Here is a 13,341-nt window from a genome sequence, read left to right as displayed (position 1 = left end):
TTGAAATCATTTTTTGTGGGATGGCGGTGTTGCATTCCGTTACAGGCGGTAAGGCAAGGCTGCAAACCGGCTCTCAACGCGGGGTGCACGGGGGCGTGGGAACTTGCCAATGGGCTCTTGGGCTGGCTGTGTTGGCGATCCAAAAGGGGATAAAAACAATCAGCCCCCACAAGGGCGGGGGCTGTATCGCAGACGTTGGCCCGGATTACTGCGCGGCCAGCCAATGTTTGCAAACCTTGAACACGGCCTTCTTGATCCTGGCTGGTGCTCGTACCTGGCAGGTGGGTCTGTGTACCTCGCCGGGGTAGAAGATGGCGAAGTCACCGCGCTCGAGCTGCAATCGGGTGGTGATCGCCGGGTTCTCCAGAAAGAGCAGATCCGGTTTTGTTTCCGGGTAGGTATGAGGAGAGCTGACGGTGGCGCTAGTGGCGATCATCTCCTGGCCATCCAGCACTATCTGGATATCGAGGTAACGATCGTGAAACTCGCTCTTCAGGTTTGCCTCCTGAGCCGTGGTGGGATGCGAGACGATATAGAAGACGGCATCGTCGATGAGATCGTATTTCCCCTCCTCCTGTTGCTGCAGGCGAGACAGAGACAGCTCGTCCCGAGTCAGGAGTTGTAGCAGCGGGGCGGGCAGCATGGCGATGTCGAGCCGGTTAAGATTGCCAGTGATCATGGCGTGAGCTCCTTGGATGGAGCCGGCGACTTACTCGTGTTGCATCGCCGGATCCGGGGTGACGTGACGGACCCGCGAGAGGGGTCTGCGCAAGGTTACAGGGCGGCCATGGCCTCCTTGGCCAGTGCACCAATCTTTTGCCATTCGCGGTTGTCGATGAGGTTGGCGGGGACCATCCAGGTGCCACCACAGGCAAAGACGGCGGGCAGGGCCAGATAGTCTTTCACATTGCTCGGGCTGATGCCGCCAGTGGGCATGAAGGAGACCGGATAGACGGCGCTCATGGCCTTGAGCATGCCCAGTCCACCGGACGGCTCTGCCGGGAAGAACTTGAGGGTATGCAGACCCAGCTCCATGGCCTGCTCCACCAGGCTGGGGTTGTTGACGCCCGGGATGATGGGCACGCCGCGGGCCTGGCAGTATTGCACTATGCGCGGGTTGAGTCCCGGGCTCACGATGAAGTCTACGCCGGCCTCGATGGCCTGATCGACCTGGGCCGTGGTCAGCACGGTACCAGCACCGATGATCATCTCCGGAAAGGCTTCCCGCAGGCGGCGGATAGACTCGGCGGCAGCCGGAGTGCGGAAGGTGATCTCTGCGCTGGGCATGCCGTTGTCCATCAGGGTCTGGCCGAGAGCGACGGCATCATCGGCATCCTTGATGGCGATGACGGGGATGATCTTCAGGGCGGAGAGTTGTTCAAGCAATATCGACATGGGAAGCCTCGTTGGCTGAGTGGTCAGGAGTAATGTGGGGTGGCATCGCCGTCAGGGGGATGATGGCACCACGGTGTTGAATAACGGTGCTTGCCAGCAGGTGGGCATAACGCGCTGAGTCGGCCGGGGATTGCCCTGCCAGTCTGACAGCAAGGTAACCCGCACTGAACGAGTCACCGGCAGCGGTCGTGTCGATCACGCACTCTTTTACCAGCGCTACGGCCGGCACTTCACAGCTGTATGCCTGCTGGAAGATGAGGCAGGGGGCGGCGCCACGCTTGATGACGATCTCCTCGACACCCAGCTCGCGAGTGCGGGCCAGGCATTGGGCCTCTTCGCTGTCGCCCCAAAGGGCAAACTCGTCATCCAGGGTCAGGAAGGCGATGTCGGTCAGGGCCAGCATGGCGCGATAGGCTTGCCTGGCCGCTTCCCGGTTCTCCCAAAGGCGTGGTCGATAATTGTTGTCAAAGACGATTTGGACGCCGGAGGCCCGGCACTCGGCCAGCCGCTGCAGCAGAGTCTGACGATCCTCATCGGAGAGGATGGCGAGGCTTATGCCGCTCAGGTAGAGGTAGTCAAACGTCTGCAGCTGGCGGCAGATCTCGCCGCTTTTGGGTGTCTGCAACCAGTAGCGGGCCGCCGCGTCGTTGCGCCAGTAGTGGAAGGTTCGTTCCCCCCGCTCGTCCGTCTCGATGAGGTAGAGGCCGGGCAGCTTGTGGCCGAGCCGCTGTACCAGTTCGGTGTGTACTCCCTCCTGTTGCCATTGGGCCAGCATGGCACTGCTCATGGGATCCGTGCCCAGGGCGCTGACATAATGCACGGCGACATCTGGATTGGCGCGTGTCAGATAGACGGCGGTGTTGAGGGTGTCCCCCCCGAAATGGCGCACTATGCCGTCCCGGTTTTCGGACAACTCGATCATGCACTCGCCAATGACGGCGACTTTGATAGCCATAATTTCTCCCGCGTACTTCGCGTTGGTGACCCGACCATTTTATTTAATTGTCATTCAATTGAAATAAAATAAAACGTAATTTCATTAAATTTGTGACATCGGTCTTATGTATGACAAGATGACGAAATGCGCCCGCCAAAGGTGTTTCTACTATCGAGGGAATACAGGGCGAGAAAGAGGGGCCATGGAGCGGGTGAGGTGGTAACAGCGGGACGAAACCTGGTCGTTCCCGTGTGGTGAAGAGAGGGGACTCAACGTGAGCAAGGCCACATAATGTCCTCATTATTCACTGATTTATCTGGATAATCGCCACCAACTCTATGACTGCCAGTTCATTTCAAATACAATGAAACAATCAATCATTTTTTTTGGAAGTAGACATGTCTGTGATAGATAACTCGCCTGATTCAGTCTCATCTGTGCTCAAGGTGTTTGGCATTTTGCAGGCGCTCGGGGAACAAAAAGAGATCGGGGTGACGGAGCTTTCCCAGCGCATCATGATGTCCAAGAGCACCGTCTACCGCTTTTTGCAAACGATGAAAACCCTGGGATATGTCTCCCAGGAAGGGGAAACCGACAAGTATGCCCTCAGTCTGAAACTGTTCGAGCTGGGCGCCAAGGCGTTGGAGCACCAGGATCTGGTCAAGATCGCCGATGAGCAGATGCACCGTCTTGGCAAGCTGACCAAGGAGACCCTGCATCTGGGTACGCTGGATGAAGACAGCATCGTCTATCTGCACAAGATCGACTCCGAATACAACCTGCGGATGTACTCCCGTATCGGCCGCCGTCGTCCCCTTTACAGCACTGGTCTTGGCAAGGTGATGATGGCCTGGTTGCCCGAGACCGAGGTGCGCGCCATGCTGGCCGACGTGACCTTCGAGCGCTTTACCGAGCACACCCTGAAGGATGTCGATGCACTGCTGGTGGAGCTGGCACAGGTGCGGGAACAGGGTTATGCCGAAGACAGGGAAGAGATGGAGCATGGCCTGCGGTGCTTCGCCGTTCCCATCTACAGCCGTATGGGGCGGATCATTGCGGGGCTCTCCCTGTCACTGCCCCTGGTGCGTTTCCATGAGGAAGACAAGGAGACGCTGGTGGCTCAGTTGCATGATGCCGCGGCCAAGATTTCCGCCGGTCTGGGCTTCCACGACTATCCCTTTGGGATGAACGACCAGCGCGGATAAGGTTCATCCGTCATAAAAGAGCAGGCTTGGCCTGCTCTTTTTTTATGTGTGGTATGGGACTGTTTGCCTGCGCAGTCAGGCGTTTTGCGGTGTTGCCCGGTAGAGCTTGAAGATGGTGTGGCTGTTGATGACGAAGAAGATGCTCTCCTGCAGGATGCCGCCGATGGATCCCGCCCAGACATTATGGGTCAGCCAACAGACGGTACTGCTCAGCATGCAGAGCCTCAGAGCAATGCCGTTGAGGCGAAACAGGGCATAGGTGCTCAGGGTGGTGCCGAGCAGGGTCAATATCTGCACCGGATGGGTAATCTGGGGGATGACCAGCAGCCAGGCCAGCGCCAGAAACAGCACCATGACGCCCAGGCCGCGGTAGTAACCCGAAACCCAGTTGCGTACTGCACAGAGCAGACAGTTGATGGCGGCCACGGAGGATCCCAGCAGCAGGAAGTGCAGCCCCATCAGGGTGCCGTTGAGAGTGAGGTGGAGTCTGAGCTTGTTGTCCTGGCGTTGCATGAAGGCCGTGGCGCCAACGAGGCAGGCCAGCAACCCCACGGATTGGGCAAACCAGTTGCTATCGAGAAACATATCGCCCTCCTGTCAGGGGTCAATGACAAAAGGCGCCTTGCGGCGCCTTGTCACATTGCGCTGGATCAGCGGGCCAGCCAGCCGCCATCGACGGCAATCGTGTAGCCATTGATGTAGTCGGAGGCGGCGGAGGCCAGGAATACCACAGGGCCCATCATGTCGTCCGGTACACCCCAGCGCCCTGCCGGGATCCGCTCCAGAATGGCGGCATTGCGGTCATCGTCGGCGCGCAGGGCTGCGGTATTGTTGGTGGCCATGTAGCCGGGGGCGATGGCGTTGACATTGATCCCCTTGCTTGCCCATTCGTTGGCCAGCAGGCGAGTGATGCCCATGACGCCGCTCTTGGAGGCGGTGTAGGAGGGGACGCGGATCCCGCCCTGATAGGAGAGCATGGAGGCGATGTTGACTATCTTGCCGCCTGTGCCCTGGGTGATGAACTGTCTGGCTACCGCCTGGGACATGAAGAAGACGCTCTTGATGTTGATGTTCATCACGTCGTCCCAATCTTTTTCGCTGAAATTGATAGCATCTTCCCGGCGAATGATGCCGGCATTGTTCACCAGCACATCCACATGACCGAAGTGGGAAACTGCCTGATCCACCAAGGCGGGCAGGCTCTCCACCTTGCTGACGTCGGCCTTCAGGCTCAGGAAGCGGCGACCAATCGCCTCCACTTTGGCGATGGTCTCGGTCGGCTCGACGATGTTGATACCGACGATGTCACAGCCCGCCTCGGCGAGCCCGAGAGCCATACCCTGACCCAGCCCGGTATCACAACCGGTGACGATGGCGACCTTACCTTTCAGATCGAATGCATTAAGAATCATAACGTTACCTCTAAACCACGGGACGGTGGAGTGTCTTGCCACGGCGAAGCGGCCACCCTGGCCGCCCACCATTCATTGTTTTGATCAGCGCAGGTCGCGGACCGCGACATGGTCCATGTCACCGAACACCTGATTCTCGCCCACCATGCCCCAGATGAAGGTGTAGGCCTGGGTGCCGACGCCGGCGTGAATGGACCAGCTCGGGGAGATGACGGCCTGTTCGTTGTGCACCAGCAGGTGACGGGTTTCGTCCGGCTTGCCCATCATGTGGAAGACGGCGGCGTCTTCCTTCATGTTGAAGTAGAAGTAGACCTCCATGCGGCGCTCGTGGGTGTGGCAGGGCATGGTGTTCCACAGGCTGCCCTCTTCCAGTTGAGTCATGCCCATCACCAGTTGGCAGGTCGGTAGCACGTCCGGTACCAGATACTTGTAGATGGTGCGACGGTTGCTGGTGGAGGCATCGCCCAGGGTCGCCGGAGAGGCTTGGGCCTGGGTGACCTTGCGGGTCGGGTAGTGGGTGTGGGCGGGGGCGCTGTTGTAATAGAACTTGGCCGGTTGGGCGGCGCTGACGCTGGCAAAGCTCAGTTCCCGTGCGCCCTGGCCAACGTAGAGGGCTTCTGCATTGCCTACCTCGTAGGTGGTGCCATCCACGACCACCACTCCCGGGCCACCGATGTTGATGAGGCCAAGCTCGCGCCGTTCGAGGAAGTAGGTGACGCCAAACGCCTTGCCCAGCTCGTCGGAAAAGGTCAGCGTGGTATCGACCGGCATGAGACCACCGAACACGATGCGGTCGATGTGGCTGTAAGTCATGGTCAGCTGATCCGGGGTGAAGATCTCTTCCACCAGAAACTCACGGCGCAGGCCCTGGGTATCCAGTTGCTTGGCATGGTCGCTATGGATGCTTTGACGAGTTTGCATAATGAACCTCAATTTCAGGGCCTTGGCGGCATAAATGACAACGTATCTGGGAATTCTCTTTGTTGAAAACACGATACCAACAAAAAGAAATGCCATCAACATAAAAACAAAACGATGTTTTATATTTGTGAGGTGGTCGTTTTTATTCGAACCGGCAGACAGGCAAAGCGAAGCATCGGGCGACGGATGTTCAGGGGGAAGGAGCGGAATGCTAGGGTGGTGAAATCAGAGTGATGTGCCTTGTCAGCAGCTTGCGCGACGCGCTGGGGCCGGGTCATCCAGGGACAGTCTTGATGGGGTTTAAGCCTGCCGGCTGCCTTGGCTCAGAAGCAAGGTCGCCAGGCTGAAACGATAGCAGCCCCGGCACAGGGTGCCGGGGCTGCTGGTTAAGAGGAGGGGCTCAGATCCGTCCCTGATAGCGCAGGGGGAAACGCCCCTGACTGTCGGGCTGGCCGAGGAGGGGGAGTCCCTGCTGCATCTGGGCGGGCAGATCCGGCCCCGGCTTCAAGCTGCCCTGGAACAGGTACTGGCCGTTGGCCTGCAGCTCCAGGCGACCCAGGGTCTCTACCGCATTGGAATCCTGCTTGAGTTCGGCCACTACACTGGAGTCGAGGCAGGTGAGTTTTACCTCGGGGTCGGCCAGCGTCAGCTTGCCGGCCGGTGTATCGGCAATGGCGTCATACCAGTCGAGGTTGCCGTAGAGGTTGTCGCACCAGGGAGCCCCCTGGGCAAACTGGTCGATCTTGAGTTGCAGCTGGCCGGCCACGGTGAGCGGGAAGGGCGGGCGCAGCGGGAGGCGGGCCAGCAGCCAGGGCGCCGGGGCGTTGAGGGTGAGATCGCGGGCAAACAGGCTGCCCTGCCAGCCGATCACCCCTTGGCCATTGAGGCCGTGGCGATCGCCAAAACGCACCGACAACTCGGGGGCGAGGCGCAGCAAAGACCAGCCATTGAGCTCCCAGCGCAGTTGGTTCACCGATTCGCTGGCGTATTGCAATCGGGCTATCTGGCCACTCCAGAGGGTGCCGCTGACCCCCTCCAGCTTGAGCAGGTTGGCCATCTGGGCAGGCAGCGGCAGATAACGGGTCACCAGGGCCGCTGGCAGGGTGGCCAGCTGGAAGATGAGATAGGCCACCAGAAACAGGGTGGCAGTCAGGATTCGCTGTTTCATTGGGGGCGACTCAGTTGCAAACGTCTGACCTTGACCAGGCCCGGGGCCAGGTCTTCGCGGGCGATCTCGATGACCTGGATCTGGATGCCGTGCTGCTCCACCAGGGTGGCTAGCCAGAGCAGCAGATCATCGAACTGGACCGTATCGATCCACACCTGTAGTTCGCTGCCCTGGGGTTGCAGGCGGGCAATCTTGATCTTGTGGTTGAAGGCGGTACGGTTGACCGTCCCTTCCAGGGTGCCGCCGGTATCAGCCGGCACCACCTGGTTGCCGCGCATGGCGATCACTTCGGCCCCCTTCTCCTTGAGCCAGGCCAGGGTTTGCTGCTGGTTTTGCACCTGGCGTTCCCGCTCCGCGATGCGGTTGTTGAGGGGATGCCAGACGCTCCAGTAGCAGAGCCCGATCAGCAGCAGTATGCCGCCTGCCGCCACCAGCCGCTGTTCCCGGGCGGTGATGCCGTGCCACCACCCATGCAGTTTTGCCATCATGATGATTTGTCCTTGAGCACCAGTGCGCCCTCTACCTTGCCCTCGCTGCTGCGTACCTCGCCCTGCTGCACCTCGAAGCGCTTGCCTGCCAGCTCGCGAAAGCGCTCTATCTCGCCATAACCGGGAGCGCTGACCTGCAGGCGCAGCTCGCTGCGGCTGGCATCAAAGCGCAACACCTGGGGCTTGAGACCGGGGATCTCGGCGAAGGTGGGGGCCAGTTCGGTCAGCATTAGCAGGATGCCGTTTTGCGGGGCCTGTCCCAGTTGCTTGAGGTGCTGGGCCATCTGGCTGCGTACGTTCACAATGCGGCTCTCCCCGGGGAAGATGCGGGTGTAGACCTGGCGGATCTCCCCCTTGAGCGCCTTGTCCTGCTGTTCCAGCTGATAGAGCTGCGCGCCACGCTGGGCCAGAGCCACCAGCAACAGCAGGGTGGCAGTGATGGCCACCTTGCGCCACAGCTGCCAGTAGCGGGCATATTCGGTCTGGGGACGGTAGGGTCCGGTGAGCAGGTTGGCGCGACAGGCGAGCGCCCCCCTGGCCAGCAACAACATGGGCAGCTCGGGCTCGGCGGCCTGCCAGTTGGCACTCGTCATGGCGGGGGGCGACGTATGGCTGTGGATGATGACCGGCTCGGCCTCGGCCGCCAGCAGCAGGGCCAGCAGGGCCTCGTCGGTGACGATCCCCTGCCAGGGGCCCTGACGGATCAGCCACTCTTGCTCCAGTTGCAGAGCCGACCAGCCGTCGCTTGCGGGGGGCAGGGCCAGCACATCCGGTAGCAGTTGCAGGCTCTTGAGCCCGGCGGCCTCGAGCCAGCCGAGCCACTCGGTCATCTTCTGGCGATCCACCGCCATCAAATCCACGTTGGGGCCATCGTGGGTCAGCACTACCAGGTGGAGATCCTCCACATCGGAGGCGATCTGTTCCTCCAGCAGGTAGGGGAGGGCCGCTGCCGACTGGCGGCTGTAACGGCCGGGCAGGGTGACGCGCCGAAACAGCAGATCGCTGCCCGGCACCAGGGTGACCACGGGACGGCCACCGGCCCGTTCCTGCAGCTCGCTCAGCGCGTCGGCCGAGGGGAGCTGGCCGGAAGCGATGATCTCCTGCTCCTGGGCAGACCAGACCAGCCAGGCCACCGGTTGTTGTTTATTGGTCCCCAGACGGATGACCAGACTCTCGCTCACGCATCTCTCTCCTGCGATGCCGGCGTACCCCGAGTGGGCCGCCGGTGCGCAGCCTGCCGGCTGCATCCAAAATCGGTCGGGTGCCGAAGGCTTGCTTCGGCTTCCCTCATTCGGCGGTGCCGTTCAAACGGCGCAGCACCACCAGTTTGTTGTCCTTGCCGCGCTGGAACAGGGTCTCCAGCCAGGCGCGGGTGTCCCCCGTCTCGGCGACCACTCGGGCGGCAAAAAAGTCGCTCTTGACCACCATGGCCTCCTTGAGCCCCTTGATGCTCTCAAGGGGGACACCCATGCGATCCGTCATCAGCTTGATCTCTTTCCACCCCTTCTTGGGGCGCTCGGTCAGCAGCCGTTTGGCATCGTCCGGTCCTATCTTGCCCCGGTAGAGTGCCACCAAGAGGGCCGGCTGCTCCGGATCCAGCGTGTTGATATTGATCTTCAGCTTGCTGCTTGGCAGGGCGCAGACATAGGGGGCCAGTTTGGCATAGACCCTGGCCGTGACCCCGCGCACCGCCCTCAGCTCATCCTTGCCCAGCATCCACTGGTTGGCTGTCAGATAGGGAGGCTTGAGCCCTTCGTAATAGGCGTCCTCGGCCCCCAGACTCGAGACCAGCACAGTATCCTTGTCGACCCAGTCGCGCACGGCATCGGTAAGCTGGGCCGCTTCGTAATCCTCCATCCCCAGCTGGCTCAGCAGTTCGCGAAACACCTGCACCGGATAGGGCTGCTGTTCCAGCTCCTCGCCCACCCCCGCAGCACTCGCCACGGCCAGGCTGTTGAGGTTGAAGCAGGATTGCAGGTCGGTCACCTCGCCACGCAGCTTGCCATCCTCCAGCGGGAACACCGCCTCCTTGCGGGCCCAGTTCTGCCCCAGGCTCACCACCTCGGGGTCATCCTTGAAATCCTGGGTCAGCACCTTGCTCACCAGTGCCTCCGCCGACATGGCATACCACCAGGCCTGCTTGCCCGCAGTGAGGTTGGCGGTGCGGCGCAGCTCCAGCTGCAGGCGGCCGCTCATGTTGCTGGCGACGATCACCATCACGGAGAGGATGAGCAACACCACCAGCAGGGCCATGCCCCCCTGGCGGTCCAGGCGGGCGCTACCCCTCATTGGGAGTGACTCCACTCTGGTTGTCATTCACGTTTCCGCCATTGTTGTCTGTTGTGCCCCCCTGATCGGTGCCGCCGTTGCCGGTGTTGTTCCCGTTGTTGCTATCCGGGTTGTCCTGGCTCTGGCTGTTCTCTTCGTAGCGCTGGCCGCCGGCACCGATCAGGAACTGGCGGCGAATGGTGCCGTAATCCTCCAGATCCAGCTCGACCGCGAGCCCGTAAGGCAGCACGCTGCGCTGGGTCCACTCCTCTCGCCAGCGTCCCTGATCGTAGAAATAGAGGCGCAGGGCTGTGACCCCCTTGAGCACCGGCTGGATGCGCGGCTCGCTGCCGATCACCGGATCCGGGTAGAGATAACTCAGCCGCTCCAGGGTCTGATCCTTGAGGCGCCATCCCACCCGCTGCAGCTGGGAGCGGGGCAGCATGCCATCCGGGTTGAGCCAGCCGCTGCGCATAAACGCCATGCCCCAGTCATCGCTCTGCTGGCCGAAGCGCGATGCCGCCAGCAATACCTTGTTGCTTTCGCCCTCGATGCGGCCGCTTCTGGGCACCATCTGGGTGACATCCCGCTCCAGCAGGGTGAAGGCGAGTTGCAACTCGTAGAGCCTGGCCTCCTTGCGCTTGGCCACCTCGTCGCTGGTGAGCACCCCCTGCAGCACCTGATAGGCGCCCAGACTCAGGGTGGCGAAGATGGCTATGGCCACCAGCATCTCAAGCAGGGTAAAGCCGGCGTGACGGGGACGGTGGCGCATCATCGGTTGATATAGGTCCGCAGCATGGCGACCGGGCTCGCTGATTTCGCCTCGGTGCGCACTTCCATATCCAGCGCCTTGAAGTTGTTGTCGCTGGTGGCGACGCCGCGATAGCGCCAGTACCAGGTCTGTCCGGCCAGCTGCTCCTCTCCCTCCACCCAGCTGTCGCCGGGCCACTTCTTCTCGAGTTTTTGCTGCACCAGCTGGTTCTCCACCACCCAGGTGGCCAGCGTCTTCTCTTCCAGGTAGTTGAGGGCCGAGAGGTGCTCGCTGGCTGTCTTCATCACCGCAAGACCGGCGATGGCGAATACCGCCAGCGCGACCATCACCTCCAGCAGTGTCATGCCGCGCGCCTTCATTCGGGCTGCTCCTCATCACCGGTCAGCAGGGTCAGGCGACCGAACTCGTCCCCCTTGACGATGCGGATGTAGCGGGCATCGTCATCCTGCTGGTTGAAGGTGAGGGTAAACGACGTGAGCTCGCCCCCCGGGAAGATGAGCAGCTGGGGCGTGCGTTCTTTCTCGTCCCGTTTCTGCTCGCGCTCCTCGTCGGGATCGGGCTGCCAGCCAAAGCCGCCGAGCTCGAGGCCCAGCGTCATGTTCTCTGGCAGCCCGACCTGGCCGAGCTGTCTGTCATCGGCGATCGGCTGCCATTTGCGATCCCGGGCGGCGCGCTGCATGTACTGCCAGCCGTTCTCCTCGATGCGAAGACCCACCAGGCGCCCCTCCATCACCGCATACTCCTGCGCCAGCTGCAGGGTCGCCATCAGGCGGCGTGCCTGCTGGTCGAGCTCTCTGTCGCCGCGGGCGCCCCCCATGCTGAGGGTGACAGCGGTGGCCACCAGCCCCATCAGCATGGCGACCAGCAAGACCTCCAGCAGGGTAAAGCCGGATTGGCGACGAGGGGCCTGACTGACTCTCACGCAGGCCTCAGCGGGCAGGGCGAAGCAGGATGCAGGGGCAGGCATTCACTTACTGGAAGTCCTTCAGGTTCCAGTTGCCGATGTCATCATCGCTGCCGGCTTCGCCATCCGGTCCCATGGTGAAGATGTCGAGCTTGCCAAACTGGCCCGGGCTCAGCAGCTGATACGGGTTGCCCCAGGGATCCTGCGGCAGGCGCTTGATGTAGCCACCCTCGCGGTAGCTGCGCGGCGCCGGATCGACGGTCGGCTGGGTGACCAGGGTTTCCAGCCCCTGCTCTGTGGTCGGGTAGCGGTTGTTGTCCAGCTTGTACATGTCGAGGGCATTTTCCAGCGCGACTATGTCGGAGACCGCCTTCTGCTGGTCGGCCTTCTCCTTGTTGCCCATCAGGTTGGGCACCACCAGGCTGGCCAGGATCCCGAGGATCACGATGACCACCATGACTTCCAGCAGGGTAAAACCGGATTGACGACGTTTTTGCATGACTGACTCCCTAACGAAATGAGATGGCATGAACCATCAACGATTAATTGTTAAACCGCGATCGTTCGATTACGCCTGTCGGCTAATCGAACCTACGGGTTCGATTGGGTTTGTAGGTTCGAATAGCGAAGCGTATTCGGACACCCTCACCTACAGATTCACCATATTGTTGAGCTCGAGGATCGGCTGCAGGATCGACATCACGATAAACAGCACCACCCCGGCCATGGAGACCACCAGCATGGGTTCGAACACCCCGAGGGCGATGTTGACCTGGGACTCGAACTCCCGATCCTGGTTGTCTGCCGCCCGCTCCAGCATGCTGTCGAGCTCGCCGCTCTGCTCGCCGGAGGCGATCATGTGCAGCATCATGGGCGGGAAAATCCTGGTTTCCGCCAAGGATTTGCGCAGGCTGGTCCCCTCGCGTACCCGCTCGGTGGCCTCGCCGATCCGCATCCGGGCAAAGTCGTTGGAAAGCACTTCACCGGCGATCCGCATCCCTTCCAGCAGCGGTACGGCGCTGGCGTTGAGGATGCTTAAGGTGCGGGCGAAACGGGCGGTGTTGAGGCCGCGGCTGACCCGGCCTATTACCGGCAGGCGCAAGATGACCTGATGCCAGCGACGGCGACGCTTGTCGTCGGTGAGCCACCAGCGCCAGACCAGGCTGCCGACAAACAGCAGCAGCAAGAACCAGAGGCCATAGGCCTGCATCAGCTCGCTGGTGCCGATAAGAAAACGGGTGGTGCCGGGCAGCTGCTGGCCCATGTGCTCGAACTGGGCCACCACCTTGGGCACCACGGCGGTGAGCAGGATGGAGATGACACCGATGGCCACGCAGGTGAGGACGATGGGGTAGATCATCGCCTGCAGCAGCTTGGTGCGCATGTGCTGGCGCTGCTCGGTGTAGTCGGCCAGGCGGTTGAGCACCTTCTCCAGGTGACCGGACTTCTCGCCGGCCGCCACCATGGAGCGAAACAGCTGATCGAACACGTGAGGGAAGGCCCCCAGGGAGTCGGCCAGCGAATACCCCTCCACCACCTTGCTGCGCACCGTCGCCACCAGGCTGCGCAGATGGGCCTTCTCGCACTGTTCGGCGACCGCCTTGAGGGCCTCTTCGATGGTGAGGCCGGCGCCCACCAGAGTTGCCAGCTGGCGGGTGATGAGAGCCAGCTCGGCGGTGCTGGCACCGCGGCGAAACAGGGCAAAGCGGGTCGCTTCCCGTTTTGCTTTCTCGGTGGTCTCGTTCACCTCGAGCGGGGTCAGCCCCTGCTCACGCAGCAGCTGGCGCACCTGGCGGGCGGAATCCCCCTCCAGCACGCCACTCTTGCTGCGTCCCCGGGTGTCGAGTGCCTTGTATTCGAATGCCGCCATC

The 13,341-nt window shown here is 61.5% G+C and carries 16 protein-coding genes; 1 reads left to right on the top strand and 15 read right to left on the bottom strand.

The features are described from left to right. Positions 1–205: 205 nt before the first annotated feature. From BN1123_RS14220 to kdgK, 3 genes are all read right to left on the bottom strand, one after another. On the bottom strand, positions 206–679 hold the full coding sequence (locus BN1123_RS14220) for a NanQ anomerase/TabA/YiaL family protein (RefSeq protein ID WP_042027750.1): 474 nt from the start codon (positions 677–679) through the stop codon (positions 206–208). Between the two features lie 95 nt (positions 680–774). Next, a complete protein-coding gene (locus tag BN1123_RS14215; protein ID WP_042027749.1) occupies positions 775–1,395 on the bottom strand; it encodes a bifunctional 4-hydroxy-2-oxoglutarate aldolase/2-dehydro-3-deoxy-phosphogluconate aldolase in 621 nt (206 codons plus the stop codon). Then, on the bottom strand, positions 1,379–2,350 hold the full coding sequence (gene kdgK, locus BN1123_RS14210; RefSeq protein ID WP_156130606.1) for a 2-dehydro-3-deoxygluconokinase: 972 nt from the start codon (positions 2,348–2,350) through the stop codon (positions 1,379–1,381). Before kdgK ends, BN1123_RS14215 begins: the two co-directional genes overlap by 17 nt. Positions 2,351–2,730: 380 nt before the next feature. Here kdgK and kdgR point away from each other — a divergent pair, with 380 nt between their 5' ends. Further along, complete coding sequence (kdgR, locus tag BN1123_RS14205; protein WP_042027746.1) at positions 2,731–3,537, top strand: DNA-binding transcriptional regulator KdgR; 807 nt, start codon at positions 2,731–2,733, stop codon at positions 3,535–3,537. 75 nt (positions 3,538–3,612) lie between these two features. Here kdgR and BN1123_RS14200 read toward each other — a convergent pair whose 3' ends face one another. From BN1123_RS14200 to exeF, 12 genes are all read right to left on the bottom strand, one after another. Beyond that, the gene (locus tag BN1123_RS14200; RefSeq protein ID WP_042027744.1) at positions 3,613–4,122 is read right to left on the bottom strand and encodes a YgjV family protein; all 510 of its coding nucleotides are present in this window, start codon (positions 4,120–4,122) and stop codon (positions 3,613–3,615) included. Positions 4,123–4,187: 65 nt separating this feature from the next. Beyond that, positions 4,188–4,949, bottom strand: coding sequence for a 2-dehydro-3-deoxy-D-gluconate 5-dehydrogenase KduD (kduD, locus tag BN1123_RS14195; protein ID WP_042027742.1), 762 nt, complete (start codon positions 4,947–4,949; stop codon positions 4,188–4,190). A gap of 84 nt (positions 4,950–5,033) precedes the next feature. Continuing rightward, positions 5,034–5,870 carry a 5-dehydro-4-deoxy-D-glucuronate isomerase gene (gene kduI / locus BN1123_RS14190; protein ID WP_042027741.1) on the bottom strand — a complete coding sequence of 279 codons (837 nt, stop codon included), beginning with the start codon at positions 5,868–5,870 and terminating at the stop codon, positions 5,034–5,036. A gap of 400 nt (positions 5,871–6,270) precedes the next feature. Continuing rightward, positions 6,271–7,038 carry a GspN family type II secretion system protein ExeN gene (exeN, locus tag BN1123_RS14185; protein ID WP_042027740.1) on the bottom strand — a complete coding sequence of 256 codons (768 nt, stop codon included), beginning with the start codon at positions 7,036–7,038 and terminating at the stop codon, positions 6,271–6,273. Beyond that, positions 7,035–7,526 carry a GspM family type II secretion system protein ExeM gene (gene exeM / locus BN1123_RS14180; RefSeq protein WP_042027738.1) on the bottom strand — a complete coding sequence of 164 codons (492 nt, stop codon included), beginning with the start codon at positions 7,524–7,526 and terminating at the stop codon, positions 7,035–7,037. The genes exeN and exeM overlap by 4 nt, the downstream gene beginning before the upstream one ends. Further along, positions 7,523–8,707, bottom strand: a complete 1,185-nt coding sequence (exeL, locus tag BN1123_RS14175) for a GspL family type II secretion system protein ExeL (RefSeq protein WP_082037548.1) — start codon at positions 8,705–8,707, stop codon at positions 7,523–7,525. The genes exeM and exeL overlap by 4 nt, the downstream gene beginning before the upstream one ends. Positions 8,708–8,813: 106 nt before the next feature. After that, complete coding sequence (exeK, locus tag BN1123_RS14170) at positions 8,814–9,815, bottom strand: GspK family T2SS minor pseudopilin variant ExeK (RefSeq protein WP_042027737.1); 1,002 nt, start codon at positions 9,813–9,815, stop codon at positions 8,814–8,816. Next, entirely contained in the window at positions 9,805–10,566 is a 762-nt protein-coding gene (gspJ, locus tag BN1123_RS14165; protein WP_042028207.1) for a type II secretion system minor pseudopilin GspJ, read from the bottom strand. Before gspJ ends, exeK begins: the two co-directional genes overlap by 11 nt. After that, the gene (exeI, locus tag BN1123_RS14160) at positions 10,566–10,925 is read right to left on the bottom strand and encodes a GspI family T2SS minor pseudopilin variant ExeI (RefSeq protein ID WP_026457827.1); all 360 of its coding nucleotides are present in this window, start codon (positions 10,923–10,925) and stop codon (positions 10,566–10,568) included. Before exeI ends, gspJ begins: the two co-directional genes overlap by 1 nt. Next, complete coding sequence (gene exeH / locus BN1123_RS14155; protein ID WP_042028205.1) at positions 10,922–11,488, bottom strand: GspH family T2SS minor pseudopilin variant ExeH; 567 nt, start codon at positions 11,486–11,488, stop codon at positions 10,922–10,924. The genes exeI and exeH overlap by 4 nt, the downstream gene beginning before the upstream one ends. 49 nt (positions 11,489–11,537) lie before the next feature. After that, positions 11,538–11,969, bottom strand: coding sequence for a GspG family T2SS major pseudopilin variant ExeG (exeG, locus tag BN1123_RS14150; RefSeq protein ID WP_042027736.1), 432 nt, complete (start codon positions 11,967–11,969; stop codon positions 11,538–11,540). Positions 11,970–12,119: 150 nt separating this feature from the next. Beyond that, a complete protein-coding gene (exeF, locus tag BN1123_RS14145; protein ID WP_042027735.1) occupies positions 12,120–13,340 on the bottom strand; it encodes a GspF family T2SS innner membrane protein variant ExeF in 1,221 nt (406 codons plus the stop codon). Between the last annotated feature and the right edge of the window lies 1 nt (position 13,341).

The sequence above is a fragment of the Aeromonas enteropelogenes genome (assembly GCF_000819845.1).
GTDB lineage: Bacteria > Pseudomonadota > Gammaproteobacteria > Enterobacterales > Aeromonadaceae > Aeromonas > Aeromonas enteropelogenes.
This window is presented reverse-complemented; position numbering and strand designations above follow the sequence as displayed.